This is a genomic window from Halosimplex yunnanense (assembly GCF_054504345.1).
In genome coordinates this window covers 53,872-78,741 of record NZ_JBTJEL010000031.1, presented here as the reverse complement: position 1 = coordinate 78,741, position 24,870 = coordinate 53,872, and the positions used below count along the sequence as shown (strand labels likewise).

Annotated in this window: 36 protein-coding genes; 23 read left to right on the top strand and 13 right to left on the bottom strand. The window is 64.4% G+C overall.

What is annotated here, in order from left to right:
- The first annotated feature begins 10 nt into the window (after positions 1-10).
- The 3 genes from AB2U09_RS06115 to AB2U09_RS06105 all read left to right on the top strand — a co-directional run bounded on the left by AB2U09_RS06115 (position 11) and on the right by AB2U09_RS06105 (position 3,433).
- Positions 11-1,570 (top strand): hypothetical protein, encoded by a 1,560-nt coding sequence (locus AB2U09_RS06115; RefSeq protein WP_459191813.1) that lies wholly within the window; start codon positions 11-13, stop codon positions 1,568-1,570.
- 82 nt (positions 1,571-1,652) lie between these two features.
- Positions 1,653-2,429, top strand: coding sequence for an O-methyltransferase (locus AB2U09_RS06110; RefSeq protein ID WP_459191812.1), 777 nt, complete (start codon positions 1,653-1,655; stop codon positions 2,427-2,429).
- Positions 2,430-2,959: 530 nt separating this feature from the next.
- A complete protein-coding gene (locus AB2U09_RS06105) occupies positions 2,960-3,433 on the top strand; it encodes a hypothetical protein (RefSeq protein ID WP_459191811.1) in 474 nt (157 codons plus the stop codon).
- A 24-nt stretch (positions 3,434-3,457) separates the two neighbouring features.
- On the opposite strand, the gene AB2U09_RS06100 is transcribed toward AB2U09_RS06105, so the two are convergent.
- The 3 genes from AB2U09_RS06100 to AB2U09_RS06090 form a co-directional block, all read right to left on the bottom strand.
- Complete coding sequence (locus AB2U09_RS06100) at positions 3,458-5,242, bottom strand: ATP-binding protein (protein WP_459191810.1); 1,785 nt, start codon at positions 5,240-5,242, stop codon at positions 3,458-3,460.
- 83 nt (positions 5,243-5,325) lie between these two features.
- Positions 5,326-5,547 (bottom strand): hypothetical protein, encoded by a 222-nt coding sequence (locus AB2U09_RS06095; RefSeq protein WP_459191809.1) that lies wholly within the window; start codon positions 5,545-5,547, stop codon positions 5,326-5,328.
- Entirely contained in the window at positions 5,540-5,818 is a 279-nt protein-coding gene (locus AB2U09_RS06090) for a hypothetical protein (RefSeq protein ID WP_459191808.1), read from the bottom strand. The genes AB2U09_RS06095 and AB2U09_RS06090 overlap by 8 nt, the downstream gene beginning before the upstream one ends.
- A gap of 393 nt (positions 5,819-6,211) precedes the next feature.
- On the opposite strand from AB2U09_RS06090, the gene AB2U09_RS06085 reads away from it, so the two are divergent.
- From AB2U09_RS06085 to AB2U09_RS06065, 5 genes are read left to right on the top strand one after another with little or no spacing between them, the layout of a single operon-like run.
- On the top strand, positions 6,212-6,400 hold the full coding sequence (locus AB2U09_RS06085; RefSeq protein ID WP_459191807.1) for a hypothetical protein: 189 nt from the start codon (positions 6,212-6,214) through the stop codon (positions 6,398-6,400).
- On the top strand, positions 6,400-6,669 hold the full coding sequence (locus tag AB2U09_RS06080) for a hypothetical protein (RefSeq protein ID WP_459191806.1): 270 nt from the start codon (positions 6,400-6,402) through the stop codon (positions 6,667-6,669). The genes AB2U09_RS06085 and AB2U09_RS06080 overlap by 1 nt, the downstream gene beginning before the upstream one ends.
- Positions 6,669-6,797, top strand: coding sequence for a hypothetical protein (locus tag AB2U09_RS06075; RefSeq protein WP_459191805.1), 129 nt, complete (start codon positions 6,669-6,671; stop codon positions 6,795-6,797). The genes AB2U09_RS06080 and AB2U09_RS06075 overlap by 1 nt, the downstream gene beginning before the upstream one ends.
- Positions 6,794-7,057 carry a hypothetical protein gene (locus AB2U09_RS06070; protein ID WP_459191804.1) on the top strand — a complete coding sequence of 88 codons (264 nt, stop codon included), beginning with the start codon at positions 6,794-6,796 and terminating at the stop codon, positions 7,055-7,057. Before AB2U09_RS06075 ends, AB2U09_RS06070 begins: the two co-directional genes overlap by 4 nt.
- Positions 7,054-7,515 carry a hypothetical protein gene (locus AB2U09_RS06065; protein WP_459191803.1) on the top strand — a complete coding sequence of 154 codons (462 nt, stop codon included), beginning with the start codon at positions 7,054-7,056 and terminating at the stop codon, positions 7,513-7,515. Before AB2U09_RS06070 ends, AB2U09_RS06065 begins: the two co-directional genes overlap by 4 nt.
- A 10-nt stretch (positions 7,516-7,525) precedes the next feature.
- Here AB2U09_RS06065 and AB2U09_RS06060 read toward each other — a convergent pair whose 3' ends face one another.
- Positions 7,526-8,008: a hypothetical protein gene (locus AB2U09_RS06060; protein WP_459191802.1), complete on the bottom strand. Its 483-nt coding sequence runs from the start codon at positions 8,006-8,008 to the stop codon at positions 7,526-7,528.
- A gap of 446 nt (positions 8,009-8,454) precedes the next feature.
- Here AB2U09_RS06060 and AB2U09_RS06055 point away from each other — a divergent pair, with 446 nt between their 5' ends.
- Positions 8,455-9,465, top strand: a complete 1,011-nt coding sequence (locus tag AB2U09_RS06055; RefSeq protein WP_459191801.1) for a Cdc6/Cdc18 family protein — start codon at positions 8,455-8,457, stop codon at positions 9,463-9,465.
- A 650-nt stretch (positions 9,466-10,115) separates the two neighbouring features.
- The gene (locus tag AB2U09_RS06050; RefSeq protein WP_459191800.1) at positions 10,116-10,355 is read left to right on the top strand and encodes a hypothetical protein; all 240 of its coding nucleotides are present in this window, start codon (positions 10,116-10,118) and stop codon (positions 10,353-10,355) included.
- 5 nt (positions 10,356-10,360) lie between these two features.
- Here AB2U09_RS06050 and AB2U09_RS06045 read toward each other — a convergent pair whose 3' ends face one another.
- The gene (locus AB2U09_RS06045) at positions 10,361-10,630 is read right to left on the bottom strand and encodes a winged helix-turn-helix domain-containing protein (protein WP_459191977.1); all 270 of its coding nucleotides are present in this window, start codon (positions 10,628-10,630) and stop codon (positions 10,361-10,363) included.
- Between the two features lie 352 nt (positions 10,631-10,982).
- On the opposite strand from AB2U09_RS06045, the gene AB2U09_RS06040 reads away from it, so the two are divergent.
- From AB2U09_RS06040 to AB2U09_RS05985, 12 genes are read left to right on the top strand one after another with little or no spacing between them, the layout of a single operon-like run.
- Positions 10,983-11,369 carry a winged helix-turn-helix domain-containing protein gene (locus tag AB2U09_RS06040; protein ID WP_459191799.1) on the top strand — a complete coding sequence of 129 codons (387 nt, stop codon included), beginning with the start codon at positions 10,983-10,985 and terminating at the stop codon, positions 11,367-11,369.
- Positions 11,369-11,764 (top strand): DUF7344 domain-containing protein, encoded by a 396-nt coding sequence (locus tag AB2U09_RS06035; protein ID WP_459191798.1) that lies wholly within the window; start codon positions 11,369-11,371, stop codon positions 11,762-11,764. Before AB2U09_RS06040 ends, AB2U09_RS06035 begins: the two co-directional genes overlap by 1 nt.
- Positions 11,764-12,180, top strand: coding sequence for a hypothetical protein (locus AB2U09_RS06030; protein WP_459191797.1), 417 nt, complete (start codon positions 11,764-11,766; stop codon positions 12,178-12,180). Before AB2U09_RS06035 ends, AB2U09_RS06030 begins: the two co-directional genes overlap by 1 nt.
- Entirely contained in the window at positions 12,177-12,635 is a 459-nt protein-coding gene (locus tag AB2U09_RS06025) for a hypothetical protein (RefSeq protein WP_459191796.1), read from the top strand. The genes AB2U09_RS06030 and AB2U09_RS06025 overlap by 4 nt, the downstream gene beginning before the upstream one ends.
- Positions 12,632-13,366: a hypothetical protein gene (locus AB2U09_RS06020; RefSeq protein WP_459191795.1), complete on the top strand. Its 735-nt coding sequence runs from the start codon at positions 12,632-12,634 to the stop codon at positions 13,364-13,366. Before AB2U09_RS06025 ends, AB2U09_RS06020 begins: the two co-directional genes overlap by 4 nt.
- Positions 13,359-13,595: a hypothetical protein gene (locus AB2U09_RS06015; protein ID WP_459191794.1), complete on the top strand. Its 237-nt coding sequence runs from the start codon at positions 13,359-13,361 to the stop codon at positions 13,593-13,595. Before AB2U09_RS06020 ends, AB2U09_RS06015 begins: the two co-directional genes overlap by 8 nt.
- A 2-nt stretch (positions 13,596-13,597) precedes the next feature.
- Positions 13,598-13,885, top strand: a complete 288-nt coding sequence (locus tag AB2U09_RS06010; protein ID WP_459191793.1) for a hypothetical protein — start codon at positions 13,598-13,600, stop codon at positions 13,883-13,885.
- A complete protein-coding gene (locus tag AB2U09_RS06005; protein ID WP_459191792.1) occupies positions 13,878-14,192 on the top strand; it encodes a hypothetical protein in 315 nt (104 codons plus the stop codon). The genes AB2U09_RS06010 and AB2U09_RS06005 overlap by 8 nt, the downstream gene beginning before the upstream one ends.
- Positions 14,193-14,239: 47 nt before the next feature.
- Positions 14,240-15,661, top strand: a complete 1,422-nt coding sequence (locus tag AB2U09_RS06000) for a hypothetical protein (protein ID WP_459191791.1) — start codon at positions 14,240-14,242, stop codon at positions 15,659-15,661.
- A gap of 58 nt (positions 15,662-15,719) precedes the next feature.
- A complete protein-coding gene (locus tag AB2U09_RS05995) occupies positions 15,720-15,938 on the top strand; it encodes a hypothetical protein (protein ID WP_459191790.1) in 219 nt (72 codons plus the stop codon).
- Positions 15,931-16,239 carry a hypothetical protein gene (locus AB2U09_RS05990; RefSeq protein WP_459191789.1) on the top strand — a complete coding sequence of 103 codons (309 nt, stop codon included), beginning with the start codon at positions 15,931-15,933 and terminating at the stop codon, positions 16,237-16,239. Before AB2U09_RS05995 ends, AB2U09_RS05990 begins: the two co-directional genes overlap by 8 nt.
- Positions 16,236-16,445 carry a hypothetical protein gene (locus tag AB2U09_RS05985; protein ID WP_459191788.1) on the top strand — a complete coding sequence of 70 codons (210 nt, stop codon included), beginning with the start codon at positions 16,236-16,238 and terminating at the stop codon, positions 16,443-16,445. The genes AB2U09_RS05990 and AB2U09_RS05985 overlap by 4 nt, the downstream gene beginning before the upstream one ends.
- On the opposite strand, the gene AB2U09_RS05980 is transcribed toward AB2U09_RS05985, so the two are convergent.
- The 6 genes from AB2U09_RS05980 to AB2U09_RS05955 form a co-directional block, all read right to left on the bottom strand.
- Positions 16,364-17,677 carry a site-specific integrase gene (locus AB2U09_RS05980; RefSeq protein WP_459191787.1) on the bottom strand — a complete coding sequence of 438 codons (1,314 nt, stop codon included), beginning with the start codon at positions 17,675-17,677 and terminating at the stop codon, positions 16,364-16,366. The genes AB2U09_RS05985 and AB2U09_RS05980 overlap by 82 nt on opposite strands.
- A 143-nt stretch (positions 17,678-17,820) precedes the next feature.
- A complete protein-coding gene (locus tag AB2U09_RS05975; protein WP_459191786.1) occupies positions 17,821-18,222 on the bottom strand; it encodes a DUF7344 domain-containing protein in 402 nt (133 codons plus the stop codon).
- 140 nt (positions 18,223-18,362) lie between these two features.
- Complete coding sequence (locus AB2U09_RS05970) at positions 18,363-21,041, bottom strand: PAS domain-containing protein (RefSeq protein WP_459191785.1); 2,679 nt, start codon at positions 21,039-21,041, stop codon at positions 18,363-18,365.
- 92 nt (positions 21,042-21,133) lie between these two features.
- Positions 21,134-21,391, bottom strand: a complete 258-nt coding sequence (locus AB2U09_RS05965; protein WP_459191784.1) for a KEOPS complex subunit Pcc1 — start codon at positions 21,389-21,391, stop codon at positions 21,134-21,136.
- 6 nt (positions 21,392-21,397) lie between these two features.
- Positions 21,398-21,532: a DNA-directed RNA polymerase subunit P gene (locus tag AB2U09_RS05960; RefSeq protein WP_459191783.1), complete on the bottom strand. Its 135-nt coding sequence runs from the start codon at positions 21,530-21,532 to the stop codon at positions 21,398-21,400.
- Positions 21,529-21,810: a 50S ribosomal protein L37ae gene (locus tag AB2U09_RS05955; protein WP_459191782.1), complete on the bottom strand. Its 282-nt coding sequence runs from the start codon at positions 21,808-21,810 to the stop codon at positions 21,529-21,531. Before AB2U09_RS05955 ends, AB2U09_RS05960 begins: the two co-directional genes overlap by 4 nt.
- A gap of 144 nt (positions 21,811-21,954) precedes the next feature.
- Between AB2U09_RS05955 and AB2U09_RS05950 the strand changes: the two genes are divergently transcribed.
- On the top strand, positions 21,955-22,494 hold the full coding sequence (locus tag AB2U09_RS05950; RefSeq protein ID WP_459191781.1) for an NUDIX domain-containing protein: 540 nt from the start codon (positions 21,955-21,957) through the stop codon (positions 22,492-22,494).
- A 60-nt stretch (positions 22,495-22,554) separates the two neighbouring features.
- On the opposite strand, the gene AB2U09_RS05945 is transcribed toward AB2U09_RS05950, so the two are convergent.
- Both AB2U09_RS05945 and truD read right to left on the bottom strand, forming a co-directional pair.
- Positions 22,555-23,280, bottom strand: a complete 726-nt coding sequence (locus tag AB2U09_RS05945; RefSeq protein ID WP_459191780.1) for a DUF2103 domain-containing protein — start codon at positions 23,278-23,280, stop codon at positions 22,555-22,557.
- A gap of 62 nt (positions 23,281-23,342) precedes the next feature.
- Positions 23,343-24,761, bottom strand: coding sequence for a tRNA pseudouridine(13) synthase TruD (truD, locus tag AB2U09_RS05940; protein ID WP_459191779.1), 1,419 nt, complete (start codon positions 24,759-24,761; stop codon positions 23,343-23,345).
- Between the last annotated feature and the right edge of the window lie 109 nt (positions 24,762-24,870).

The window sequence follows — 24,870 nt, the reverse complement described above, 5'->3', positions numbered from 1 at the left end:
ACACTAACCCATGACCCAGTGGATTCAGAGTACCAACACGAAACAGGACGGAACGCCAGTAACGCGCGTCATCAAGATCCCGGAGATCGACCAGGAGATCTGGTTCACCGACAACGCCTACGCCGAAGTCCCGACCGACATCGCGGAGATTCTGGCGGACCAAATCAACACGATCACGAAGGTCAGCGAGCCGAGTGACCCCGGGACTTACTACGGCGATGCCGGCCAGAACACACAAATCAAGCTGGTCATCGCGAACGGGGCGTTCGATAGTCTGACCGCCCGTGTGGTGGACGCGGATTCGGTGAGTACGTGGGAGGTGCAGCACAATCCCATCGAGGAGAACGACCCCGGAGTGAACTCTCGAGATGTGGTGTCGACCGAAGCGATGGACCTGTACGTGGATGCAACAGCTGGGAGTGACGACGCTGAGGGCACGGAGTCAGATCCGATCAAATCACTGAAGGAGGTATTCCGACGCCTCCCCACCATCATCCAGCACCCGATCAGTGTCTATTTCGCCGACGGAACGTACGATGCAGCATTCCTGACGGGGATGCACATAGTAACGAGCTGGAAAACAGCTGCTGGTGGACCGCTCCGGTTCATCGGCAATACAGATACCCCCTCAAACGTCGTTTTCGGTGGTGGTAAACGGTTCAACCTGCAAATTCAGGGTAACGCGCCCCACCGCACTGGATTCGAGGGGATCCAGTGGGAGACCCAAATTGACGGATACAATTCTAACTTCTACGTAGAGAACTGTCACATCCACTCAACCACCGACGACAATCAAACCGCTGTAGGAGTCGGGGGTTATCAGTGCCACATTCGGGTGGTCAACTCGACCTTTGGTGGCACGACGGAGTACGCGTTTGCGCCGAAGCAAGGAACCAACATCGAATACAAAAACTGCGACGGGTCGGTTAGTACGTCGCTGGTCTACGCTGTTGGATCAGGCAGGGTGAGCGGGATCGGATCGAACACTATCAGCTATCCGGACTTTGGAGCGAGCAACGCCAATGCCGTCACGCACATCAAAGAAGGCGGCGTACGGAGCGACGTCGCGTACGAGTTCCGCGACTCTGAGAACGAGATCAACGACTGGGAAGTCATCGACAAGTTTCTCGACGATGGTGACCGGTCGACAGCCGCCTCGTATCAGGTGACTGGGCTCTCCGATTACGACCTGGTCAAATTCGAGTTCAGGGCGGGATCGTCTGATGGTGGCCCTCTGACGATGACTGTTAACGAACTTGCGGATGGGGCATACGACTACGTGCTCCGTGACCCGGCGGATTACAGTACCACGCCTTATTCCAGCGAGAACCAATGGGTTCTCGGCGATGGGAGTCTCGACAAAGGAGTCTCTGGAGAACTCATGCTCGAGACATACGATGATGCAACATTCACAGTTTCCCATCTCCCCAACCCGGCTGTAAACATCAGCTCGCCCGCTCACCCGTTCCTCGATTGGGCAGCGCGCACAGTAACAACGCAAGTAAATTCAGCAGAGTTTGACATCTCTGGCGGGAATCTCGAAGTCACTGCTAAAGGTCAGCGACGGTAATTCGCGGAGAAGCTACCAAATCTCCACCGAGTTACCTGCATTTGACCAACAAATCTAACTGTTTGATACACGGAAGGGGTGTATGAATCAGGGTGTGTATGATCAACTGCCATGGTTTTTAAAGCCAGCAGTGAGGAAAATTTATCAGACTATCTGGCCGACTCGCTTCTCAAAACTCAAAGACGAATGTAATGGAATGCTCTCGGAAGAGGTGTATGAAGAGCTCTACCAGAGCGCGAAAGCAACTCAGAAAGGGAACATCGTCGAGGTCGGAGCAGCCCACGGAGCCGGGTCTATCGCGCTCGCACTGGGGTTAGAAGACAGTAACCGGGATGGAGAGGTTATTACGGTTGAAAAGGGCGAAGGCGGGTCTCGATCTAAATATGGGTCGAAAGAGGACAACATCCGGATTCTGGAACAGAACATCCGGGAGTGGGGGGTATCTGACCGAATCCGTGTTCTCCCCCAACACCTGGATGGGGAGTCTGATCTACCGGCGCCGATCGCCGAAGCGCTCCCCATCTCAGTACTGTGCCTTGACGCAGACGGGAATCTTCACCGAGACTTCGAGCTCCTGTATGATCATCTCCTCCCGGGATCGATGGTGATTATAGACGATTACTCTCCTGAAAAGAACTACCACCCGAAATCCGAGCGTTACCCGCTTGGTGGTGGGAAAAACTACCGGACCTTCTGCTACGCAAACGCGCTCATCGATGAGGAATACCTGACGCGGTACAGGCTCATTGATAATACGCTATTCGCTGTAAAACCGTACACCGATCCTGAATACGAACTCGATCCGACTGTCGTCGACCAGCACCTTGAGCGGACCAGGGAACAACTAACAGGCGGATAGCTGCCCCGCCCCCTCGGGGCAGGCCATCCGAAGGATCGTCCAGCTTCTCGAACTGCTCCTCCCGGTCCATAGCCACTGCTGTTGGTCAGCGTGTTGTAACCAGTCGCCAAGTGGACTGGAAGTGAATCTACTTTCAGTCCAAGCGATCGTCAAGCGATATTAGAGCGATATTATGATGATACCGAGATCATATCTTCCCCAAACGATTACATATATTCCGCCCCTTGGGCGATAGTAACGGAGGTGATGAAGGCAATGTCACGACCACGAGATGACAAAGGGCGGTGGATCTCAGATGACAAAATCGAGGCGAGGCGGTTCAAGAAGCTGGCTTTCGCGGCCTGCCTCGTTGCAGTCTTCTTCGCGGCCAACGGTGGCCTATAGAGCCACCATGCAGTCTTTCTGTACAACGGAGTGGCCTCTCAGTTCCTAGAAGGGAGTTTCAAAGACGCGGTTAGCTGCGTCCGAGGGCGATACCGGAGACTTTCAGTGCGGATAGCTATAAGGTCGACTGTCAACCAACGTAGTATATGGATGAAGTAGGGCAGCTAGCAAAAGCAGAATTTGAATCTGCTGCGAAGCAGATTCGGGGTCTGAGTGAGGAGAACTTCACCAACCTGTTTGAGGATTTCTTCGTTCAGCTCCTCGACTATAACCCCGATACAGATGCTTTTATATTCCAATTCGAACTCGATAAAGAAACTGGTATTGACAGATGGCGGATGCAGCACCTCGACTTAACAGCGGAAGGCGACATCTTTGAAAAGCAGAAGTACAGGACTCAATTTGAGGAGCGGGATAACGAGTTCAATAATGCTCTCGGTATTAGCACAGTAAACTTCGATATCGTTCAGGTGGACATCTCTCCTGACGATTTTCAGCCTCTTCTGCTCAAGACTTTCGAGAAAGGCGTGGAACATCCAACTCCAGGGATTCTGGTTACTCATCCGGAAGGTGGATTTAGAGTCGAAGACAGCGACCTACACGTCACGTCAGTTCCGTAGTCCACAGACTCAAACGTCACTATCTCAGAGGCCTTCCATCACAGCCTCGGCCTGCTCTCGGCGCTGCTGGGCTTCCTTGATCTCGGCGACGCCGTTGAGGTCGAAGTCCACCTTCGCCGGCGACTGCTGAACGCGTTCGAGAACGCCGAGAGTCTCCAGCGTCGACGCGGCCTTCGACACGTCGGTCGTGGTCGACACGCCGAGTCGGTTAGCAACTGTCTCGTAGTCCACGGGACCGTCCTTCTGGACGATCGATGCGACGACGCCCTTGACATACCGGGGTGACGCGCTCGACTTTTCCTTCGCATCCTCGATGGCGTCCTGAACGACCGGCTCGTCGATGAAGTCCTGGTAGTCGGTCGGGACAGTAACTCCATCCTCTTCGGCGGTATCGCGAAGCCGCTCGTTCTCCGCTTCGAGGTCGGCGATCCGTTCCTGCGCGTCCGCGAGTTCTGCGCGCAGGTCTTCAACCTCGTCGCCCTGGCCACCGGCGGCAGCGCTGGCAGTCTCGTTCACGTCCACACCGAGCACGTCACGGGCCTCGTCCAGCTGCTCCTCGATGCGTTCGGCCTGCTCGACGCGGTCCTCGTAGGACCGGAGTCGCTCGAGCTCGGCTTCGAGGCCGTCACGCTCCGCCTGGACGTCCGCCAGCTCCGCCTGCAGGTCCTCGACGTCATCGCGCAAGTCGGCGATCGTCTCGTTCTTGGTCGCGAGCTTCTCTTCCCAGTCGGCGGGGACGTCCTCGGCTGTACTGGTGCCGTCATCGGCGCCGTTCTGGAAGGCCTCCGCCATCTGCTGGGCCGCCTCGGCGATGTCCTCCTGGTTTTCGAGCTTCCGTTCGAGTTCTTCGATCCGCTCGTCTTTCTCGTCGATCGTCGCCTCCAGCTCGGCGATGCGGTCCTGCCGACGGGAGTGCTGCTCGGAGATCTCTTCGAGTTCGTCGACGAGGTCCTCGCCGATGCTCTTGAGCTCCGGGCGGTCGACGTCGTCGAGGCCGGGCGTCGCGCCGGCGTCGAAGGTCTCCTTGCGGCGGAACTGCACGCGCTTGACGTCGACCTCTGACCAGTCGGCCTGGACGAACGCCTCTCCGTCATCGAGCCCCTCGACAGCGTCGGCAGTGTCGCGGTCGACCACGCGGGCGACGACGTCGGTGTCGTTATCCCAGGTGAGCCGATGCCAGACGAGCAGATCGGCTTGTGTGATGAAGTCCTTCTTGACGTTCGCAGGGCGCTGGGAGAGGCCGGCGATGCCGAGGCCGTGTTTCCGTCCTCGCTTGGCGACGCGGATGAGCATCTCGCCGACGTCGTCAAGGCCGCCCTGCTGGGGCAGGAACTCGTGGACCTCCTCGACGAGCATGATGAATGGCAGCCGGCGGTCCTGCTCGCGGACGAACAGTTCTCGCGCGACTTCGGCGACGAGTTCGTCGACGACGTTCTGGTCGACGTAGCCGGAGACGTCGAGGATGATCGGGACGTGCTGGTCGAGTGCGAGCTCTGCGAGTTTGCCCGCGTGCTCGGGACCGACCTGCAGGTCGCAGCGGTCGGTCGCGCCAACGTGGAGGATCTCGTAGGATTCCTTCAGGCCGTAGTACTCGCCGTCGACGTCGACGACCAGAAATGGGTGCTGGCGGTCGAGGAGTTCCTCGGCGATGACGCTCGCCGTGTTGGACTTGCCCGAGCCGGACTTCCCGGTGATGAACGCACGCCCGGTGAGGATGTCCTCGACCGGTAGGGTGTAGTGCTCGCCGGTCTCCGTCTCGCCGACGACGATCTCGCGGTCGGCCCGGTCGGCTGGGGCGGATTCACTCATCGCCATTCTCGCCCTCCTGGTCCCCCTGGATCAGCTCTCGGACCTCGTTCGGCCTAACCTCGGGGAACGGGTAGTCGTCCTCGTCAGCCATCGCTGACCTCCTCGTCCCGCAGCTGGTCGACCTCGTTCGTCAGTGCCCGCTCCAGGCTCTGGAGCGTGTCCGCCGACTCGAGGAGTTGGTCGTGCTTTTCGCCGTTGAGGGCCGGCGCCGGGATGCGCTGGACCGCAGCGATCGCGTCGCGAATGCCACCGAGGGCTTCTTCCTTGCACTCGATGTCCGAGAGTGGTTCCTGGTGGTTACTCATCGTCGGCCTCTCGGGGATCTGAAACGAACTCGTAGCTGCCTGAGTCGTACTTGTTTTCGAGATGTCCCGCCAGCGCGAGTTTCTGGATCCGGTTCTGGACGGTCTGGCGGACCGGGTCCCCCAGCTCTTCGAGCGTCCCTCGGTCTTCGAGAGCCCGGTACACCTCCGTCGGGGTCGCCTTCCCCCACGGACCGCCGTCGCCGCGGCCCTCGACGAAGTAATCGAGGATCGCCGCGTACAGCGGGTCAACGTCGTCTTCCGAAAGTGTCACTGGTATCTGGTTGCTCATACCGTTGCTAATAGCTAACGCACTCTTGTGGCAAAAAGCTTGGTCATATGCCGAGTCAATACAATTGCTAATAGCAATTACTAAGTGACTGGCAGTATGATCTACAGGTAGAGGCGCCGGGTGCCACAGAAAGTGGCCCGCTGTTGGAGCAGCGGACCGGCGCTTCGGATCCCAACTATGAGCCGAAGCATGCAGGCGTCCGATACGGACGCCAATGAAGGTACCGACGACGGCCTTCCCGCTGGGTGGGACCGCGTCAAAGAGGACCAGCTATCTCACCTCGAATGCGCCGTGTTTGAACACGACACCGGACTCCGAGTTAGCGTCGAGTCGATGTCTCGGCCGGACCAGATGTCGAATCCACGGACGGCGTCGATGGACTCAGGCTACATCACTCGCGTCCGCGATGGCGTCGGGGCCAACCTCTGCCCCGAGCTCTCATCGCTGGACGTCGCCCGCGACGCCGCCCGGGAGTTCGTGGAGACCTATCCCGACGGCGAGTTCGAGATGCCCGACGATCGCGAACGCCACGCCGGCGGCCCGATCGACTGGAGGGATGAGTGATGTCGCCCAAGACGCTTCGCGTCAACGGGAAGGACCTCTCCACGTTCGACGAGTACGACGGAACCGAGGTGCGTGCGCAGTCACGCCGACTGCTCGCCTACGACGACGCTGTCCGCGAAGTCGAGGAGGGCGGCGGCCCGGACCTGACGGTCTGGTTCGATAGCGACACGCAGGCGGTCAACTGGGAAGCGCCGGATGGGTTCGAGATCACTCGGGTGTCGACGTTCGAGAGCGGGTCGATGGGCGTCTGCCTGGAAGGTGAGAACTGATGGGCAAGTGGTCCGACGTCGACGAGTCGCGCATCTGGCGAGCGCTCGTCGTCCAGGAGTTCGGCGACATCGACGCCCTCGATTACCTACAGGCGCGGTCTCGAGCTGACGACGGGAGGGTCGCATGACTGACGCGCCGGAAATCGACTACGAGTTTGTCGACCAACACTCGCGGCGCCGGCGCGTCCGGTTCGTCCGCGAGGAGCCCGGTGGCTGGTCGCGCATCGAGGAGCAACTCGACGACGGCGAGTGGCGGCCGCTCGGCGGCGAAGCCGTCGCTGCCCTGGAGGTGAGCGTCGACGCTCGTGCGACGGACGCAGTCGAGATCTCGCCGCCAGATGACGAGGCGGCGACCGCCATCACGGGCCCGGAGGCGGTCGACCGATGAAGGTGACGCGCGAGGACCTCGACGGCACGCAGGTCCAGCGGTTAGTCGTTACCGACCCGCGAAAGAGCAACCACCACGTCGGGGAGGTTGCTGGCTACATCTGTCCCGAATGCCTGCAGGCCGACGAGACACTCTCGCAGATTTATCACAACGAAGATTGCAGTCTCGCCGGCGAGCACGGCCGTGACCATTACGACGAGCTCGTGCCCGACATCCCCGGGCGGCCGACGCCGGAGTTCGACGAGAGTCACCCGATCACCGTGGTCGAGTGTGCCGATACTGAGGGGCGGGGTGGCCTCCACGAGGGCGAAGTGCTCGCCTTCCAGTGCGAGTGCGGCAACCTCGACGAGGACCTCTTCGAGGTCGTCCACGACGAACGGTGTGAGCTCTCGGATAACCCGGGACCGCTGACGGACCACGACGACGTCCACGTCTCACCGCCGTCACAAGAAGGCTGACCGTTCGATTTTATTCCATTTCCAACGTCCACGACCCATCCGCAGTGACAGCTACGTAGCCCAGATCCGCCGGTCGGAACGTCGTCTCGCCTTCGAACTCGCCAATCTCGTTGAAGACGACCTCGGGAGAGATGCCTTCGAGTGGGAAGACCTCGACGATGAAATTCTGCTCGCCATCATGGCTTCCTGAAGCGGTATGGCTCGACCCGCTGAACTCGAACGGGCCGAAAACATCCGGACCGTCACCGTCGAACGACTGCGGAAGAGAGTCGCCCGACTGGGGCCGCGGCTGGCGGAGGGTGATGTCCCAGTCGCCGTCGGCGTCGACGTCCAGCTGGTAAGTACCGCCATCGACTAACTCGGCCGCGGCGCCGTCGTAGTCCCCGATGTGATTGATCACGATCGTGTCGAACTCACCCTCCTCGGGAACTAACTTGACGATGAAGTTTTGCGACCCTGAGTGCGTGGCCTCGACGATCGTCAGTCCGCCCACGATATCGACATCATCGTGAACTGCCTGCCCTGACCCGTTGAACGTCTGGTCGGGGACCGGCGTCGCAGTCGGTTCCGGGGTGGGACTCGGTGTCGGAGACGGTGTTTCGGTGGGAGTTTCCGTCGGTGTTGGTGTGTCCGCCTCGGTCGGTGTGGGCGTGGCAGTGCCCCCACTGGAATCTGTGTTCGCCGATGTCGAAGTCGGGGACTGTGTCGGCGTGCCACCATCGCTGCCATCACCGTCGTCACCGCCGGCTGTCTCCGTACCGTCGCTCCCACAACCAGCGAGCCCGAGAGCTGTCGCGGCTGAACATGTCGCGAGGAACTGTCGCCGATTCATAGATTCAGGTTGGCGTCCAGTTACTAAGGTGTAGCCCTCTGCCACATCGGATCCATCGGATCCCTCCCCGTCGATTATATTACCCCCTGCCGGACATATCAGAAGCCATGCTGACGAAGCCGGAGGTCCTCGACGAGGACGCCGTCCCCGAGCACGAGCTCGTGGTCCACCGGCAGGATGAGATTCGCCGTCTTCGCCGCACTATCACGGGCGAATCTGCCGGGATTGCCTATCTGTTCGGCCCGCCCGGGACAGGGAAGACGATGTGTGCGCGCCTCGTCGCCGATCACCTCTCACCTCCAGGTCATACCCGGTCGGTTCACGTCAACTGCTGGGACGACCACGATCGCCACGGCGTCCTCTTCTCCGTCGCCGACGGGCTGTGTAACACTGCAGTCCACCGCCAGTCGACCGGTCGAGGGACGCTGACCGACCTGATCCACGACCTCGACGACGCCGACCGCTGGGTCATCTGCGACGAAGCCGACCAGCTACGGGATAAAGCCGTCCTCTACACGCTGTTCGAATCCGAGTTGAACCTCATCATCATCGGCAACTCCGAGGACGACTTCTTCTCCGGGATGGAAGAGAGACTGCAGAGCCGACTCGCAGTCGGTCGGCGCATTCAATTCCCGGCCTACTCGGCAACCGAGATCTCGGCTATTCTCCAGGCCCGAGCGGATGCAGCGTTCTCGTCGCGGTCGGTGATCAGCGACGGACAACTCGACTGGATCGCCGAGCGTGCGGAGGGTGACGCTCGAAAGGCCATCCGCACGTTGCGAGAGGCCGCCGAACTCGCCGGCGAGCACCGGCGCGACCGGGGCCGGTACGTCATCACCGAGAAGGACCTCCGAGACGCGCTCCCCAGGGCCTTTCGCGAACTACAGCGAAAGGCGTGGGACCAACTGCACGACCACCAGCAGACGCTGTTCGAAATCCTTCGCGAGCATGGTCCGCTCTCCCCCGGCACGCTGTACGAGCGCTACGAGGGTAGTGTCGACGAACCCCGGGCGAAGCGGACGGTCCGGAACTATTTGAGCAAGATGGAGCACTACAACTACGTCGAGGCCAGTGGGGCGAAGCAGTCGCGAACGTGGGACGCGATCCCGTTCGAGTAGCCCAAAAGAGTACGGATAAGAGTACTACCTCCGGCACGCTTTTGCCCTACCAATCCAACAGGTTGGTTGGCGTGAAGATCTCCGGAGGTCGCTTCGCGGCCGCCGAGTCGTGCAGCCGAAAGTGAAGGCGACTCAAGATGACGGACGACGCTGCCACTACCATCGTCTGTGGCACTGTCTTAGTCTTAGGGGGCCATCCACTGGGCCAGGGATTAATTCTCCTTGGGCTGGGGATGTCGCTCAACCGGGACTAAAACTACCGGTGGCTCTCCACCGGTTCCATTCATTCGCGGAAAGTGAAGGCGACCCAAGGTGACGTTTGCTACCGGTGGGTCAACCGGTTACTCAAGATGACCAGGACGCTCCCACCCTACAGCACGATTTCTCGTGACTGCGGCGGTGGTTGCCCAAACATGGTCAGATATCTCGGGATCACGGCTTGCTGCCGCGTCCATCTGAGCATCATCCCTACGACGCAATAAATTAGTTGGATTCTTCCAACAGTTCAACCCACTCAACTTTCTATCGAACTGGAGATTGTCGCTACGGATCCGGTAGAATCGCCAGACGTGACCGATTTGACCCCGCATCGGATCCATCGGATCCGACCCCATCACGCCTTTTCCCGGGGGTTGCGTACGCAAGTCTGTATGCCAGACACGATGCACACCTTCGACGGGACCGAAGTCGACGTCAAGCACGTCAAGCCGCTCGCGAACGGCGGCGCTCGTCTGGACGTCGAACACCCCGACGGGCGGAAGTGGCGACTCGACGTTGACCGCAACGGCGAGTCCGAGATCGTGACCAGCTGGCGTGACGGCGAGCTCGCCGACCTGGAGATCCCCGAGTGGCTGGACGCGAACCTTCAGCAAGTCGCGAAACCGGCGTGAAAATGTCAGGAGTCGTCGGTCGAATCGGCTTCAAGCGTCGAAGCGTCGAGTTCCTCGTCCAGGTAAGCCAGGCCTTCGTCGGTAATTCCGTACAGGCCTCGGGAGATGCGGTGAAGCAGTCCATATTTGGCAAGGACCGGACACCGGTTTCGGGCATGGCCCGCAGAGGGGCCACCCAGATCCTCGATCGCCGTCGGCGTGAGATTACCATACTCCCGGATGAGTTCGAGGATCCGATCGTCTGTAGGGACCATCCAGTCCGCGTCCTTCCGCATGTCGTCAGTTGGGTCAGTTGCAACCACCATACGAGTACTGATTAATGATAAGTAATGGCTACTCGTCTATAAACACTTGTCCCGGATCGTCATACACTGACTAATCGTCAGTAATCTATTTCAACTTGGCACCATAATCCGTTGTTGACCTCGGGCCTTTCGGCCAAAAGCCGACGTGTCTCCAGCACGCCGGGCCCGGGTCGACCTCAGCACGAGGTTTCCGGACATGCGACAGAAAGAGCACACGGCCCTTAATAATAGGGCCCATGAACGCGGCATAGTCGACCGTGCAGACGGTCGTGATAGTAGCGACTCGGCATCCGAGTCCACGAGTAAGGGTTGTGCAGGGGCAGTGCCCCCGGCAGGTGATCAGTCAGGACTCTCCCGGGAAGAGGGTTCTCACCGACTACTCACCGACGGGGGCGGGGTAGTTGCGGATTCGGAGTCGGACACGGACCAGACCGACGCACTAAGCTTCCTCATTTCATCGAAGTACCGCTGCGCCGTCCTCGACGCGCTTCAGGACGGCGCCGCGACGCCGTCGACGATCGCCGAAGAGCAGGACGTCGGGATCGCCCACGTCTCGCGTGCGCTCCAGCGCCTGCGCGAGCGCGAGATCGTCGAACTGCTCGTCGACGACGACCGAAAGAAGGGCCGGCTGTACGGCCTGACCCGCAGTGGGTCGTCCCTTCTGGACGAGCACATCGACACCATCGAGCGCAACGGGGGCGGTGCCTGATGTTCGGCATCTCCCTGTTCGGTGAGACCGACGAGGACGAGGACGTCGACGACGAGCTCCCCACGCCCGACGTGGGCGTCGACACGCTGTTCGAGGCGCTGCGGAACGAGCGCCGGCGCCGGGCCGTCCGCTGGGTCAACGAACTCAACGCGGTCGACCTGACGGACCTCGCGGAGACCGTCGCCTGCGAGGAGTACGACTGCAAGATAGCGGACCTGACCGGCCCGCAGCGCAAGCGCGTCTACGTCTCGCTGTACCAGACGCACATCCCGAAGCTGGAGCAGATGGGGATCGTCGACGTCGGCGACGACCAAGAGGTCCAGGCGACCGCGGCGACCGAGGCCGCCGTCGAAGTGGTCGCGACCGCCGTCGAAGTCACGGGAGGCGATGCCTGATGTCCGACGACATCGACGGTGGGGCACAGGGTGCCATCGACAACGACTTCGACGACGCCGAGCGGACGCCCCGTGAACACCTCCTAGCCGAACTGGACGCCGTCGGTGCCGCCACCCACGCCGGCATGGGCGTCGGCGACGTCGCTATCGACCTCGTGACGCGCCAGCCGCTCATGATCGTTGGCAAGAGTGCGGACACGCTGGTCGAGCACTACGAGCGCGAGGATTTCGACCTCGCGACGTACAAGCAGCATCCGTTCCTGCCGGTCCGCGTCGACGACCCCGTCTTCGAGTGTGTGTTCGTCGGCAGCGTCGACGACCTGCACTCGTTCAGCAACACCTACGACTACCCCGCGGGGCGGCTCGCCAGGGTTCCGTTCGAACTCGCTGTCGATGACGGAGGTGACGGCCGATGACGGTCGACCCCAAGCGCATCCAGCAGGACATCGACTGGGACCTCGACCGCCTGCCGCTCCCGATCGGGGAGCGCGCCAGCGACGCGGCGCTCGACCGCCTCGGCGAGTGCGAGCCCGACCAGCGACCGACCGTCCTGCGGGTGCTGGCCGAACTCCGTGGCGACGCTCCTGCAGGAGCGGCCGACGCGAACGACTACCTGCGTGCGGCGAAACACGCCGGCGGCGACGTCGCGATCGTGACGTGGTCGTCGACGGGAGCGACTGCCATCCGGTGGGACCCCGAGACGGAGCGCTATCAGGTCGCCGGCTACTCGCATCTGGACAAGCGCCTCGGCAACGAGCCCACGTTCGTCCAGCACTCGACGCGCGGGCAGATCAAGGACATCCTCGGGTCAGCGCCGCAGGTGGTCATGGCCGAGGAGACCGACCTGCTGCCGGGAGGTGACTCGGCGTGACCGAGTTCATCGCCGAGTGCGAGCAGTGCGGCGTCCTCGAGCGCGGGGACTTCGAAGACGCCGGCGACGCCGTCGAAGACCACGACCAGTTCCACGACGTCGAGGTCAAGCGCGTCGCGACCGACGGAGGCGAACAGCCGTGGGCTGTCGAGTGTCAGGATTGCGACTTCGGCCGACAGTTCGAGACCGGGACCGTCTGGAAGACGCCAGAAGACCGTGCGGCCTCGGCCGCTGGCGGCCACGAGGGCGCCAACCCAGACCACGAGGTCGTCGCACGCTCGGTCGCCATCGCGACGGACGGCGGGTTCGACTACGTCCTCGTCTCCCGGTACAAGACCCGCGGCGTCTACCACGACCCCGACCCGGACAACCCGGATCAGCCCAACTGCCAGTGTGCGGACCTGGCGACTCGGGAGTGGCAGCGCCGGAGCGTCGAGACGCTCTCCGACCGCTTCAGCTACTGCCAGTACTGCGACCCTGGGGAGACCCCGGCGCCGAAGAACAACGATGGCGGCGAACTCGCCACGCAACTCCGTGCGATGTCGACCGACGAGTTCGACGACCAGGTCGCGACCGACGGTGGTGTCGACCAGGCGTTCGCCGGCGACGACGGTCCTCACAAGTGCGACCTGTGCAGTCAGGTCTTCGACGATGTCGGCGAACTGGAGGACCATGACTGTCGACCACCGGACGAGGTCCTGCTGGACAACGGTGGTGGTCGCGATGCCTGAGGACGCGAAAGCGGCTATCGACCGCTACGTCGACGAGCGCGACGAACGTCGTCCCGGTCACGACGTCGCGGCAGTCCCGATCGAGGACGACGTCGTGCTCCTCTGTCCCGAGGATGACCTGACGGTTCGGAGCACCGACGACGAGAGCGTCATGCGGGTCGACATCGATTCGGAGGCCTTCGCGATGGCTTCGAGCGACGACGCTGTCGACCTGCAGGAGGTGCGGTGACGATGGAGGGCGACAGTTTCAGCAACCCGGTCTGGTTCCGGGAAGGCGGCGAGGGACTCCCGCCAGATCCGACCTTCAAGGAGAAACAGGAGTCAGACGAGGAGCTGTACACGCACCTGTTCACGTGCGTCGGGTGTGGCCGCCGACTCTGCAGCCCGCCCGGTCCGCCATCGGACATGGAGTGCGGGAACTGCGGCGGCGACTACGTCTGCCACGAGTTCGACCCCGAGCAGTACGTCCGGATCCGCTGGTATAACGACTCCCGAGAGGAGGCCGATCGCGATGAGTGACTCTGTACCATCCAGAGGCGATATTGATCTATTCGCGGGCGAGAAGCGCGTCCACGAAATCAAGCTCGCACGCTACGGTGATCACTCGTCTCACGAGCACGAACTAACGGTTCTGGTTGCCGCTGAGTCGGAGAAAGAGGCAGCAGTGAAAGCGTGCGATTTGCAGATAGAGGAACGCCCAGAGTGGCATACTGAAGAAACGAGTTGGTTGCACGCTGGTAGCTCGCCAGTAGATAGCGCGGAGTGGAGACAGTTCATCGACGAGACTCAGGACGGCGTTTTGTTCGGTTCGGAGGTTCCTGTATGATTCGTTCACTACGCACGGCCAGTGAGCACACGGGGGGTGTTCAGTAGATGGCGAGCAAACTGTCTCCCGCAGACCTGGAGGCCGTCCAGGAGGCCGTCGCTCTCCTCGACGACACCGAACTCGACGTTGAGGGACTCGGTGAGGTCCGCCGGACCAAGCACGGGATCGCTTGGGAGATGACCGTCCGGGCACCGACCCGCTACTCAAAGCTCGGTACCGAAGAGCCAGCTGACAACGTCGGAGAGGAGCTCACCGACTTTGAACCGACCCCCCACGAAACCGTCGACGAACTCGAGGAAGACACCGATCACGACAGCCGCGACGAGGACGTCATCCCGACGTTCGACGAGGTCAGTGAGGACGACGAGCCCGCAGTCGAAACAGAGGGGGATGCCGACAGCGAGTCGGGCGCAGACGACGAGACCGCCGAGACCGAGGAGTCCGGCGACGACGATGACCGAAGCGGCTCGGACATCGTCGAGGACTGGGCTCGTGAGCGACTCGACGCCGGTGAGGAAATCCACGCGACCTCCACGGAGATCGCCGACAACCTCGGCGTCGACGGGCGGGCAGTTCCGTGGGGCCTCAAACGGCTCGACGCCGAGATCGAGAAGGTCGAGAGCGACGAGCCGAGCGAAGCCTCGACGTGGGTCGTCACGGACGACGAAGACGAAGGCGATGACGGTGAAGATGACGAGAACGGCCTGTGGTGCGGGGTTTGCGGAGAGGGCGTCTTCTCGATGGCCGCCGACGTCGAGGAGCACCACGAAGACGTTGGGCATCCGGGCGACCCCATCGCGAGCGCGAGCGATCCCGCCGAGGGCGATCTGGTCTCGCCATCTGACGACGAAGACACGGAGTCCGACCCCGAGTCCGACGCACCCGACGACGGTGCCTGCGGCCAAGAACACGGGAAATGCGCGTGCGGGGCCGAGTTCGACAACAGCTTCGCCTACTACATCCACCGCACCGAGGACCACGGCGTTCCCCAGGCGGCCCTCGGGAACCTTCAGCCGGGTGAGTTCGAGGAGATCGTCTCCGCGGCCGAATCTCTCAGTGATATCGTCGACGAGATGGACTGGAGCCGAGAGCGCGTCATGCGGGCGTTCGGCGTATACGGTATCGCTGACGTCATCGGCCCGAGCGATGTCGAGATCTCCGACCTCACCGACTTCGAGTTCGACGGTCTCGTCGACGATGTCGAACCAGCTGCCAACGAGTCCACGACCGAGTCAGAGAGCACGGACCCCATCGAAGAGCGCGGCCTCGACCGAGACGCGGTGATCGAGGCGCTCGAAGGCGCACAGTCGGTGTACCACGTCGCCCGGGACCTTCCCGGGACTGACCGCGACGAAGTCCGGGACCTCCTCTCGGACCTCGACCTGCTGGAAGAACTGGAGTCTGGGTCAGCGCGGCTCCAGTATGCGGATATCGAGCATCTGGAGAAGGGGGTGCGTGCCCGTGCTTGACCGCCTTCGCGATGCGTACCGACGCTGGAGAGTCCGGCGCCGGCGGCACAAGCTGGTCATGGCCTACGCGAAGGTCGGTCGGTACCGCCACGACCTCGGTCCGGGCATCTCGCCGCTCCTGTACGCCTACGACCAGATCACCAGCGAGGGTCTCATGATCGTGGTCGAGACCGACGGCGAGCAGGAACTCGTGTGGCGGTGGCCCGAAGGAACGACCGACGTCCAGGGCGACGGACCGATTCGAGAGACGATTCGGCAGGTGGTTGGCGATGATTGAGCCCCTCGCCGACCCGGCGCCGTACTACGACGTCGAGTGGCTCGACTGCATCCGCTGCGGGGGTAACGGAGAGCACGTCGAGTGCTACGACGATCTGTGTCACGCTGCCGGACACTGTATGCACGGGGACAACCTGTGCAACCTCTGCGAGGGTATCGGGCTGATCACCGAAGAGCTAGCCGAGCGCTGGCGCCGTCGCGACGCCTTCGAGAGCGTGACGGCGCCGGACGCTGACCTGCGAGCTCGTGGGAAACTCCACGCCGCTGCTCGCGACCGCCGACAGGAGGCTGATGCTGCATGAGTCAGACGACAAGGAAGGTGAGTGAGTTCGTTCCGGGTGAGACAGATCCCGAGCAGTGGATCCGCGAGCACCGGGACCTCATCGAGCGCGAGGCGAACAGTGACGCTCCAGACGCCTGGGTGTTTCAGTCCTTCCTCGACTCGATCGACGAGGACGACGGCGACGAGTCAGGCGAGACTGACGACGAGGGAGGTGTCTCGGCTTGACCGAGGCGGCTGGGGTCGACGTCGAGGATGCCGACGCCCTGCGTCCGCAGCGAGACACGCTCGGGGGCACGGACGTCCTCGATGCCGGACATCATCGACTGGCGGGCGGACTGCTGGCGCTCGCGCGCCTCTTTCGTGACCGCCTCGCCGCAGTTCGGACACCACCGCGCCGACGGGGAGACGGGTTCGCGGCAGTTCCCGCAGCGCTTTCGTTCCCGGGAGAGGCTTTCGTCGTCGTCGACGATGCCGGCGCCGGCGAAGATCTCCTCGTTCATCTGCTCGGCCGTGACGTGGACGTAGCGCTGCCACATGTCCGTGTCGAGCGACCACTGGACGCGGTGCTGGATCTCCTGTTTATCGTACCCTTCGCGCCACATCCGAGTGACCGCCGAGTGTCGGAAGTTGTGGGGGTTGACAGGTTTGTCGACGTCCGCGCGGTCGGCGAGTGTCTTCAGGATGCTTTTGAAGCGCGACGGGGAGAGGGCACCGTCCTCCTCGGCGACGGGGCCGCACTCGTCGAACGTGTGGAACAGTGCCGCCTCGGGCTCGTCGGGCCGGGGGTGGGAGTGGTTCAGGTACACCCGCAGCGACGCCTTCGCGTCGATGATGGGGTATGGCTGGATCTTCGCGCCCTTCAGGCCGATGGCGTTGCGGTTCGGCGTGTACGTCGCTCGGTCACCGTCGAGGTCGACGTCCTTGACTCGGAGCGACCCGGCGAGAGTGAGTCGAGCGCCGGTGTCGGCGAGAAACTCGACCAGCGCCTGGTTGCGAGGCCGGCGGGCGGCCTCGACGAGATCGGCGACGTCGTCCTGCGAGAGCATGTCGGCCTCGTCGACGGTCTGCTCCTGCTGGTCGGGCTTGTCCGGGTCGAAGTCTTTGACCCACTCCTCGCCGCGGTCGGTCGCCCACGTCGAGAGCGCCGCCTGGTAGTTGTAGACGGTGGACTCGCTGGGCTGGCCGCCGCGACCGATGGAGTCGTCGCGACGGATGCGGAAGAACAGCTCCTGGACGTCGTCGAGTTCGAGCTCGACGAGCGGGACGTCACTCCACTCGGCGAGGCGGCGGAGTCGGTTGGCGTACTGGCCGAGGCTGGAGACGGCGAGGTCGCCGTCACGAGCCCGGAGCCACGAGCGGATGGCGTCGTGGTCGTCGGGATGGATGTCGGCTTCGGCGAGGCGCTGGAGCGCGTTGTCGTACCGACGGCGGAACCCACTGAAGTCGTCGGTTGGCATGAGCGAGCAAAGAGAGTCCTCTTTCATAAAGCAATGGTACGAAAAACCCCCGCTTTCCGGTCGGGGCGGCGACCGGTTCCCGGTCGGTTCGACCGCGAATCGCCAAGCACCGCCGAGCGGCCGAGCGAGCGGGCTGGTGGCCGCTACGCGCAGCGGCCGTCGACTTCGGTGATGTGTTCGAGCCACTTCTCGACGGTGGGCTGGCCCCAGTAGCGGACCGTGCCCGAACGGTCGTCGTAATCGACGACGCCCGCTGCGTCGAGTCGCGGCAGGTGCGTCTCGGTCAGTTCCGTCGCGAACTCCTCGTGCGTACGGCCGTCGGACTCCCCCAGCCCCGACGGCTCGCAGGCCGCGAGCAGCATCGCCAATTCGTCCACCGTCGCAGTGCTCACGTCGGTCTCGCGGAAGAACTGGCAGACTTCCCGCCGCCGCCAGTCTGCGAGCGCGTCGAACACCGTATCGATGTACGGCCGGTCCCCCTCTGATTCGTCGTGGGTCTGTGTACCACCGTGGTCTCCATCTTTCGACCCTGTCCGTTCACTCATACCCGTCTACCTATCCGTTGCCTGCTCTCCACCAAGAATATCGACCCTAGAAGCCTAGGGGTAATGTTACTGCATTCACCTGTCGTCGATCGATCATGTGATCCAAAGACTGCCGTTCTCGCCGTAGTGGGGGGGATAGATCAGGACTCGAACATCGCTTCGAGGATGCGTCGGTGGCCCTTGCGGAGGTGCTGGAGGAGCGTGGTGGAGGCGATGTCGAGCGAATCGGCGAGGTCCTCGGAGTCGGCCTCGCGGGGCCACTCGTAGTAGCCGTTGTAGTAGGCGGTCTTGAGCACGGCCCGCTGGCGGTCGGTCAGGCGAGTCCCGATGTCGCCGTGGCTGTGCCACCAGGGCGCGTCGGTCCGGCGCTTCTCCCGTTTGGCGGCCAGATCGACGGTCGGGAACTGTTCGTCGAGCGCGTCGGTTATCTTCCGGACGTCGGCGTCGGCGGGCGCCTCCACGTGCATGTGGCCGACGCCGTCCTCGACGACGCCGCGCTCGCCGCGCGCGCCCGCATCGGCGAGGTGCTGGAAGATGGAGTCGGACAGGGTCATCTCGAAGTGGGGGCCGTCTTCGCCGTCGAGCCGGCGGATCCGTTCGAGGTTCGGCAGCGAGTGCGCGACTGACTCGCCGATCTCCGGGTCGGCGCCCTCGACGGTCAGGTAGCTGAGGACGCGGTTGTCGCCAGTCCGGACCGCGTGTTCGATCTCGAAGCGGCAGTCGTGCTCGCGGCTGGCGACGGTGAACGGCGTCTCGCCGCGGACCTCGAACTCCAGTTCGAGGACGCTGTCGGCCTCGATGAGCCGGCGATACTGTGCCGCCGAGAGGGCGAACCCGACGACCTCGCCCAGCGTCTCGAAACCGTTGATCTCGCGGCAGCTGAAGGCGTTGGGTCGGTCGGCGTACACCGCGAGCAGCCCGTGGGTCGTCGACCCGTGGATCAGCGGCACGGCGGCGATCGACTGGAACCCGTTCGCGAGCGCGGCTTCCCGCCACGGTTCGAAGTCGACCTCCTCGCTCACGTCGTGAACGACCTGTACCTCGCCGGTGCGGTAGGCCTCGCCCGCGGGGCCGACCCCGCAGTCGCCCCCGTCGACCGAGATGGTGACCTCCTCGAGGTACTCCTCGGCGCCGCCCGCCGAGTAGTCCGGGTGGACCTCGCCCGTCCCCGGCTGGCGCTGTCCGATCCACGCGAACTCGTAGAACTCCGACTCGCCGAGCCTGTCGCAGACCGTCTCCTGGATCGCCTCGCTGGTGGTCGCGCCGGCCAGCGCGCGCATGCTCTCCTGGACGAGCTCCTGGATCTCCGTCAGCGTCTCCAGCTCGTCGCGCTGGCGCTTGAGTCCCGTGATGTCGCGGGCGATGCTGACTGTCCCTTGCACGTCGCCGTCCGGCCCGTGGTACGGCGCGAGCGTTAGCTGGATCACCGTCCCCTCGCCGTCGGCTCCCGGCGTCTCCTCGACTACGCGCGCTCGCTCGGTCTCCAGTACGGCACGGCGATGCGCCTCAACGCGCTGGGCGAACGCGTCCCGGAATATGTCCTCGGGACCCGCGCCGACGACCTCCTCGCGGTCGCCCGCCGTCACCTCCAGCATCGCCTCGTTGACGACCTGATAGCGCCCGTCCAGGTCCTGCATCGCGATCGGATCCGCGCTGCTCTCGATGACTGCCCGGAGTTCCTGTTCGCGCGCCTGTAGCGCCTCCTCGCGGCGCGTCCGATCGGTGATATCGATCGCGACCGCGATCGCGCCACCGTCGGCGTCCCTGGGCTCGACGGCCGTGTCGATCTCCGATCCGGAGAGCGGGTCGATACAGACCATGTACGTCCGATCGTTGATCGTCTCGGTCACGGAGGCGGTCTCCCCGTCGAGCGCCCGCCGGAATCCATCGACGACGTCGGGACAGGCCGACTCCACGGATTCGATCGGTTCGCCGAGGAGGTCCGAACGTCGACACTCGAACGCGTCGAAGTCCACGCCCTGGCAGTGGTCGACCCGCCCGTCGGCGTCGACGACGACCATCATCACCGGCAGGTCGTCGAGGATGGTCGCCAGGCGTTCTCGATTGGTCGCGAGCGCCTCGCGGCGCCGCTCGCGCTCGGTCACGTCGCGGACGGCGTTGACGACGCCGACCACCTCGCCGTCGCGCTCGATGGGGCGCATGCGATTCTCGACGACGCCCCGTCCGCCACTCAGGGACACCTCCGCGGTGACGCGTTCGTCGTCGGACTCGCCGGCGAACAGCGCGCGGAGCGACCGGATACCCGCGTGAAAGGCCTCGTCGTCGACGATATCGAGCTCCCGCAGACAGCCGATGTCTCTCCCTTCCACGTCGTCGGTCGGGACGCCGGTGAAGCGGGTAAACCCCTCGCTCGCGACCCGGATCCGGAACGAGCGGTCGACGACGTAGACGCTGTCGGCGGCGGCGTCGACGCTGGCCTCGTAGAGCGCGCGGTCGTCCTCGAAGGGGCCGGTCGGCTCCGCGAGCGTCGCGACGACGGCGCTGACGCTCCCGTCGCGTTCGACCGGCCGGACCGCGACGGTCGCTTCCCGATCGGTCGACGCGATCTCTGCCCTGCCCATCGTCTCCTCGCCGGTCTCGACCGCGCGGGCGAGCGGGTCGCTGGCGCAGTCGACGAGATCGGCGAATGAGGCGTCGGAGGCCGCGTCCGATTGCTCGACCGCCTCGGCGAAGGCACCGTTGCAGTCCAGGACGCTGCCCGACGGGTCGCAGACGGCGGCCGGGCCGTCGACGGCGGACAGCACCGCCGTGACGAGCGGATCCGCGCCCTCGTCGCGACGCTCGACCCGTTCGCTCACGCGTCCCCCACCGGCACGTATTCACGACCCATAGCTACTGGGAGTACGATACTGCACGCAGGTCCATAACTTGTTGGCCTGAGACCGCCCGATCAGGCGTCGGCGCGCGGCGTCGCGTCCGCACAGGACTCGGCGACGGAGACGAGCGACAGCCAGGTGTTACAGCCGGCCCGCAGCGCGACGAGGTCGCTGGCCGTGACGGTCACGGTCACGGTCGTGCCCTCGCGGTCGAGACTCGCGGTCGTGCGGTCGCCCTCGATGTCGCCGACTTCGACGCCGACGCTGCGCTCGACGCGGCGCGCGTGCTCGGCGTCGGTGTAGTCGAATTCGAAAACGGCCTCGTGGTCCACGGCTCGTTACCGGACGTCGACTTCCTTGATGTCGCGGCTCCGCTCTTTCAGGAGCACGCGGTGGCCGCAGTACGGACAGCGGACGCCGCCGTACTCGTCGAGTTCGACGTCGCGCTTACAGCGGGAACACTTGTAGCTCATTCTTCGTCGTCGTCGGCGAGCGCCGCGCGGATCGACCGCGTGACGGTCCGGCCGCCGGGAGTCGTCGGGCTGTACGCGCCACCGGTGAAGGTGTGGCCGCAGTAGCCGCACTCCCAGATACCGGTGCCCTGGCGGTCGACGCGGTCCTCACCGCAGTCCGGGCACTTGTGTTCCTCGTTCATCTCGCCCTCGATCTCGGCGACGCGGCGGCGGGCGACGCGGCCGTACCGCGCGCCGAATCGCCCCGCGCTCCCGGTTCGTCCCTGCTGTTCAGCCATAGTATCGCATTGTCCGGCAGTGGGCCGTATAAACCCTGCGAGTCCGGCCGGCCGTCCGCCAACCGATCCCACACGTTCGGCGCGCGTTGCGGAAGCGTTGCGGCGAGCGCAACGCCCTTCCCGGGCCCGTTCGACGCGGTTCGCATGGGCTGGACTATCGAAACCGAGCGCGTCACGCACTGCCCGACCTGCAGCGGGTCGCTCGGTGAACGTGAGACGAGCGACGGCACCCGCCCGTACTGCGAGGCCTGTGACCTGACGGTCTACCGCAATCCGGTGCCGATGGGGCGGGCGACGGTCGTCGACGGCGACAGCCTGCTGCTCGTCGAACTCGGCGTCGGCGAGGACGCCGGCGAGTGGGCGCTCCCCGGCGGCCGACTCGAACACGGGGAGTCCCCCCGGGCCGGCGCCGCGCGCGAACTCGAAGAGGAGACCGGACTCTCGGTCGCGCCCGCGGATCTAACGCTCGTCGGCGACGGGTTCCTCGAGTTCGCCGAGACGACGATGGTGTCGTTCAACTACGCGGCGCCGGCCGATACAGCGACTGGCGCCCTCGACGCCGGGTCCGACGCCGCGGACGCCCGGTTCTTCTCGCGCCAGGCGCTCCGCGACCTCGACGCGCCGTTCCGCGCCTCGGGGCGCGAGCAGTTGCTGGCGGCGCTCGACAGCGTCGGAACGAACTGAGTAGTTGGCCGCAGTTCCGATCGGCACCGGCCGCAGTCGCCGACCGCCACTGGGCGTCGGTCAGTCTTGCAGGTCGGCCTCGCGCAGGGCCTCGTTGAGGTCCTCGCGGACGACCTCGCCGAGTTCGCGCTCGCGTGCGGTCGTGACGATGCGGTTCTCCTGGACGGAGGAACCGTCGCGGATGAGCAGACGGACGTTGCCGTTCTCGCCGGCGCGGGTGGCCTTCGCGCGGACGCCCGAGCGTGATCCCGACCCGCCCGCGTCGATGGGGCCGGGGATGATCTTCTTGACGTGCGGGTGGCCGGCGACGGTCTGGATGGCGCGCTGGCCGGCGCGACCCCCAACGAGGGTCGAGTGCGACCCGCCGATCTTCTCGCGGGGCGCCGTCTCGACGACTTCCAGCGGTGCCTCGCCACGCCGTGAGAGCACCGCCTCGATGGGGTCCTCGGCGTCACCGATGCGGTAGAACTCGTGGTGCAACTGGCCGCGGACGGCGCGCAACACGTCGCGGTCGCCGGTGGCGTACACCTCCTCGGGCCGCTTGCGACGGACCTCGTCGGCGACGAGGCCGGCGAAGTTTCGCAACTCGATGACGCCCGTCTCGTCGCCGTCCTCGGGGGTCGTCGTCACCTCGCGGACGCCGACGACCTCCTCGTCGACGAGCGTGGTGACGCGGGCGCGCTCGCGCTCCAGTTCGAGGACGACCGCGTCGGCGTTCTCGGAGCGACAGACCAGGCAGTAATCGCCCGGCCTGTCGAGCGGCGAGCCGCAGCGCCGACACTCCATGTCCGAATGGTTTCCGGTCGAACGGCAAAAGCGGCGCGGAACGGCGAGTCCGTGCCGTGTGATCACAGGTCGTCGGGGTCGCTCTTGAGGTACTCCCGGAGGACGACCGTCGCGTAACTCCCCTTCGGGAGTGCGAACGCGAAGGAAAGGGCGCCCGCGCTGCCGTCTGCCGGCTCCCCGTTCTCGTCGCGGCGCTCGACGGACAGGTCGGTCCGCAGGAGTATCGCCCGGCGCGTCCCCTGTGAGTCGAACTCGTCCGGCAGGTCGAAGTCCGCGGGGGACAGGTCCAGTTCGTCCAGCACCTCGCGTTCGATCTCGCCGGGTTCGCCGTCGGCCAGTTCAGTCTCGGTGCCGACCAGCGGCGCGGTGACGAACGCCCGGCCGCGCTCGCAGTGGCGGCGGACGATCCGCAGGCGGTCCTCGGTCACTCGCTGCGTCCGGTCGGTGTCGGGGAGCGCCAGGTCGTCGGGAGCGTCTGAATCGCTGAAACACACCACGTCGCCGGCGACCGGTTCGTGAAAGGGCAGCCCTTGCTCCAGTCGCTCGGAGAGGATCCGGTTGAAGGCGTACGACTGGGCGGCGTTGACGAACAGCCGCTGGAGGTTCGAGGGGACGGCTTCGAGCGCGGCGCGGTAGTCCTCGTCGTCGAGCGACCCGTCGCCGTCTTCCAGCCGCTCGACGAGGCGGTGACACATCGACCGCTCGTAGCCGAGCCGTCGAGGCAGTCGGTCGAGCGCGCCCGCCCAGTCCTCGGTCTCCTGCACGTACGCTCGGGCTTCCTGCGTCGACTCGGGTTCGCGGTCGGCGGGGTTGCCGACGTATGCCAGCACCGCCCCTTTCCAGTTCCCGCGGACGATTTCCAGTCCCACCTCGTGGGTGACGGGACGCTTGCTGCCGAAGCGCTGCTGGCCGAAGTAGTTGGGGACGCCGACGGCAGCTTCCTGCGGGAGTCCGCCTTCGCCGTACTCGCTCTCGTCGCCGGTCGCGAACGCCCGCAGGTCGTCGGTGACGGCGGCGGCGCGGTCGGGGGAGTCGCTGTCCCGAACGACGATCTCGAAAGCGTTGCCTGCTAGATCGCCGAATAGGACGGGTCGGCCGGTCCGCCCGAGGAGGTCGATATCGGCGTCGCGGATCTCCACGTCGCGCAGGTCCTCGGGGTCGGCCTTCGCGACGGAGAACAGCTGCGTCGTGACGGCGTGTTTGTCCTTCGTTCCCGCCCACGAGACGCGTTCACGGGAGATACCCAGACGGTCCGAGAGTTCGGAGGCGAAGTCGTTGGTGTCCCAGCCGCGCAGCGTGACGCGGGCGAGCAGGTGTGGGTAGCCGCCGGGGTCGGCGTCGAGCGGTTCGGGGTCGAACGCCTCGACTTCGGTGACGCGGAAGTCCTCGGGGGAGTTCCGGAGGTGCCCGCCGACGCCGGGCGCGTCGCTGACGTAGTAGTCCATCCCGACCGCCCGCTCGACGGGGTGTGCCTCGCGCATCTGTTAGTCGTCAGTCGCCCGGGCGCGAGTAAATGCCTGTCGACCCTCGCGGTTGGCCGTCGCCCCGTCGCTCGCCGCCGAAACCGACACGTGGCCGGCGCCCCTCTGT